This is a genomic window from Francisella noatunensis subsp. noatunensis, from assembly GCF_009823375.1.
Lineage (GTDB): Bacteria > Pseudomonadota > Gammaproteobacteria > Francisellales > Francisellaceae > Francisella > Francisella noatunensis.
On record NZ_WBSX01000135.1, the window covers coordinates 1 to 4,394 of the forward strand.

Sequence of the window (4,394 nt, forward strand, 5' to 3'; positions counted from 1 at the left end):
CCTCATGTTTTAATCTACCACAAATAAGTTCCGGAGATATCTTCTTTTTTAACAAAGCTATTATTAGCTTTTTAACTTTACAGGATAGCTTATGATTATTTGAAGTTCTGCGGCTTTGATATAGCTTCTGTGCTATCTCAGCATTATAGTCACTATTTATACTAGTGCGATTAAGTTCCTTTTTTATAGCTCTTTCACTATAGCCAATTTTATTGGCTATTTGAGATGTTTGGTATCCTAATTTAAGTAATTCTTCTATACAATATCTATTTGAAAGAGTTAAGTGCTTTGGCATTTTTTAGTTCCTTATCGTTTATTTTAGTTTCGTCAAAACCTAATAAACTATATTTGGAACTCTCTTTCAACTATTTAAAACTTTCAGAATACAATCTAGCTTTTTATTCAGAAAATGGTAGAAATAAAGTGATTTATGAGTAGCTATGCTAATGCTTGCTTCTTCTCTAAAGTTTTAGCATATAACTCTTGATACTTAGCTAACTTTTCTTGCTCTGCAACAACTACAGCCTCTGGAGCATTTGAGACAAATCTTTCATTAGAAAGTTTCTTCTGTACCCTATCAACTTCGCCTTTTAGCTTGTCTAGCTCTTTATCTAATCTTGCTTTCTCAGCTTCGATATCAACCAAACCTGCTAACGGAATATTTAACTCAAGCCCTTCGACAATCTGTGATAAAGATGTTGGTGGATTATCATTAAACTCAATATTATTTACTCTTGCTAGAGCTTTTATAAAGCCTTCTGTTTGAGCAAGGTATTCTTTGTCTATCTCAGCAACATCTTTGACTATTAGAGAAATCTCTAAAGATGGCTTAATACCTACTTCACTACGCATATTACGTAGAGTTGTAACAACATTTTGCAGCCATACAATAGCTTTCTCAGCTTCTGGAGCTTCTAAATCTTGAGTAGCTACAGGATAAGATACATCCATAATTGTATCTTTAGCGTCATTTAAATGTGCTTTTAACTGCTGATAAATACTCTCTGTGATAAATGGTATAAGCGGATGCGCTAAAGCTAAGATATTTTCCAAAACTTTAGTCAGTGTATATTTAACACCATTTTTTTGTTGCTCTGATAGTGAATCATCTTTTAAAGTAACTTTTGCGAACTCAACATACCAGTCACAATAGTTACTCCAGACAAGATCATAAATAGTGTTTGCTACTAAATCAAAACGATAATTTGTAAGATGTCTATGTACATCAGCAGTAGCAGTGTTTAACACACTCCAAATCCACTTATCAGCCACACCTAACTCATAGTTACCACAAACTTTATAATCATCAAGGTTCATCATCACAAATCTTGAAGCATTCCAAAGCTTGTTACAGAAGTTACGATAGCCTTCTACCCTAGCAGTATCGAAACTGATATCACGCGATGTAGAAGCTAATGCCGCATAAGTAAATCTTACTGCATCAGCACCATACGCGCTAATACCTTCAGGAAATTCTTTCTTAGTTGCCTTTTCAATTTTAGCTTTCATCTGTGGCTGCATTAGACCAGTAGTTCTCTTTTTAAGAAGCTCATCTAATGATATACCATCAATCAAATCTACAGGATCTAAAACATTACCTTTAGATTTTGACATTTTCTGCCCTTCGCTATCGCGAATAAGCCCCGTGATATAGATATCTCTAAATGGCACATCATTCATAAAATACATGCCAAACATCATCATTCTAGCTACCCAGAAGAAGATAATATCAAAACCTGTTACAAGTACGCTTGTTGGATAATATTTTGCTAACTCAGGAGTTTGCTCAGGCCAGCCTAATGTACTAAATGGCCACAATGCAGATGAGAACCACGTATCAAAGACATCTTCATCTTGTTTGATAGTGATATCATCAGCTAGATTATATTTAGCTCTAACATCTGCTTCATCTTCACCAACATAAGCATTACCTACTTCATCATACCACGCAGGTATTCTATGACCCCACCAAAGTTGGCGAGATACACACCAGTCTTGAATATCTCTCATCCAAGAAAAATATGTATTTTTCCAGTTATCAGGTACAAATCTCACCGTACCATTTTCTACAGCTTCTATTGCTGGCTTTGCAAGTACATCAGCTTTGACAAACCATTGCTTAGTTAAATATGGCTCAAGAATTTCTCCAGTTCTATCTCCAGTCGGCACTTTAAGAGCATGTGGCTCTATTTTATCTAAAAGACCTAAAGCCTCCATATCAGCAACTATTTGCTTACGTGCTTCAAATCTATCTAACCCTTGATACTTTGATGGTACATTAGAATTTAATGCTGCATCATCAGTTAAAATGTTTAGCATTGGCAAATCATGTCTTTTACCCATTTCATAGTCATTAAAATCATGAGCAGGAGTAATCTTGACACAACCTGTTCCAAAGTCTTTTTCGACATAATCATCAGCGATAATTGGAATCTGTCTATCTGTAAGTGGTAGATTTATCATCTTACCTACTAGGTGAGCATATCTTTCATCTTCTGGATGAACTGCAACAGCCATATCACCAAGCATTGTCTCTGGACGAGTTGTTGCAATTATAATCTTCTCATCACTATCAGCTACTGGATATACAAAATGCCAAAGTGAGCCTTGCCTATCTACTTGAGCAACTTCAAGATCTGAAACAGCTGTTTTTAACTTAGGATCCCAGTTTACTAATCTCTCGCCACGATATGCTAAACCATCTTCATATAATTTGATAAAGCATTTTTTAACTGCATCATATAAGCCATCATCCATTGTAAATCTCTCACGATCCCAATCTGGAGAAGCGCCAATTCTACGCATCTGTGATGTGATAGTGCCACCTGATAACTCTTTCCATTCCCAAATTTTGCTTACAAAATTCTCACGTCCTAAATCATGTCTTGAGATACTTTGAGCATTTAACTGTCTCTCTACAACCATTTGTGTAGCAATACCCGCATGATCGGTACCAGGTTGCCAAAGCGTATCTTTGCCAGACATACGATTATAGCGGATTAAAATATCCATCAATGACATCTGGAAACCATGTCCCATATGCAAAGTACCTGTTACATTTGGTGGTGGTAGCATGATTGTATAAGTATCTTTTGAGTCAGTATTACCACATGCAAACTTACCTGAAGCTTCCCAATTTTGATAATTAGACTGTTCTATTTCTTTTGGATTATAGTTTTTATTCATTTCTTGAGTCATTTATAATGCCTAAATATATAAGTTTATAGAAAAAATTAATGCTGATAATTTTAACAAAGTTCTTTAGAAAGTACTATTAGTCACTAGTTAAATAATACTAAGGTTTATCATCAATAAGCTAGCTATGTTCAATAACAACACTAACTCTCTTTAGTAGTAGTTATTTCTAAATTTGAGTTCTTATAGTAAACATACTTCTTACGCGAAGCCTGCAAAGCTCTATCTTCCTGATAAACAAACTCTTTTAACTCGTTGATTTTAACTCGTTGAGGATCAACTGCTACTTCCATGATATTAATCAAAATATCATAACCTGAAGTGATAAATAAATTATCTGTAATAAGAATCGGAATATTTTTATATTGATTATATTCTCTAGCAGTTATAGCACAATGATGCGGTATAAAAGAATCTTGACCATCTTGCCACAAATCATTATCAAGCTGTTTTGCAATGCCTGTAGGAGCAAGAACTGCTATTGTTTTGCGCTCGCTATACTCTTTGATAATTGTAGCAATCAACACTTCTAGCATTTGGTTAATATCTGGCGTTTGTAAAACTCTAAACTCTACTTTCATCACAAATATCACCACTCCAAAAATTACAATTTAGCTATCTACCAAAATACACAACCATAATAATACAAATAGAATCTATAGACAAATGACTAGATACTATTTATCTACTGAGTCTGACTTTATAAAGACTCCTGAAGTATAGCTATTAGTCCTAAAATCGTCATAACTAGTATACGAAGAAAGCTCCACTTTATCAGCTGATTCTAGTCTTAGTACATAATATGCTAGATTGTATTCTGAAAGTTTTAAATAGTTGAAAGAGAGTTCCAAATATAGTTTATTAGGTTTTGACGAAACTAAAATAAACGATAAGGAACTAAAAAATGCCAAAGCACTTAACTCTTTCAAATAGATATTGTATAGAAGAATTACTTAAATTAGGATACCAAACATCTCAAATAGCCAATAAAATTGGCTATAGTGAAAGAGCTATAAAAAAGGAACTTAATCGCACTAGTATAAATAGTGACTATAATGCTGAGATAGCACAGAAGCTATATCAAAGCCGCAGAACTTCAAATAATCATAAGCTATCCTGTAAAGTTAAAAAGCTAATAATAGCTTTGTTAAAAAAGAAGATATCTCCGGAACTTATTTGTGGTAGATTAAAACATGAGG

General features: G+C 33.9%; 4 protein-coding genes. 1 reads left to right on the plus strand and 3 read right to left on the minus strand.

What is annotated here, in order from left to right; genetic code table 11:
* The 3 genes from F8C69_RS09245 to F8C69_RS09255 all read right to left on the minus strand — a co-directional run.
* On the minus strand, positions 1 to 295 hold a 295-nt coding region (locus tag F8C69_RS09245; protein WP_159184785.1), incomplete at its 3' end, for a helix-turn-helix domain-containing protein.
* Positions 296 to 438: 143 nt separating this feature from the next.
* Positions 439 to 3,198 carry a valine--tRNA ligase gene (locus tag F8C69_RS09250; RefSeq protein ID WP_159184966.1) on the minus strand — a complete coding sequence of 920 codons (2,760 nt, stop codon included), beginning with the start codon at positions 3,196 to 3,198 and terminating at the stop codon, positions 439 to 441.
* 140 nt (positions 3,199 to 3,338) lie between these two features.
* Positions 3,339 to 3,776, minus strand: coding sequence for a DNA polymerase III subunit chi (locus F8C69_RS09255; RefSeq protein WP_159184967.1), 438 nt, complete (start codon positions 3,774 to 3,776; stop codon positions 3,339 to 3,341).
* A gap of 323 nt (positions 3,777 to 4,099) precedes the next feature.
* On the opposite strand from F8C69_RS09255, the gene F8C69_RS09265 reads away from it, so the two are divergent.
* Positions 4,100 to 4,394: helix-turn-helix domain-containing protein (locus F8C69_RS09265; RefSeq protein WP_159184785.1), on the plus strand; the 295-nt coding region annotated here is incomplete at its 3' end.

Excerpts from the sequence above, each read along its gene's own strand:
- F8C69_RS09250 (WP_159184966.1), bottom strand. The coding sequence starts at position 3,198 with ATGACTCAAGAAATGAATAAAAACTATAATCCAAAAGAAATAGAACAG.
- F8C69_RS09255 (WP_159184967.1), bottom strand. The coding sequence starts at position 3,776 with ATGAAAGTAGAGTTTAGAGTTTTACAAACGCCAGATATTAACCAAATG.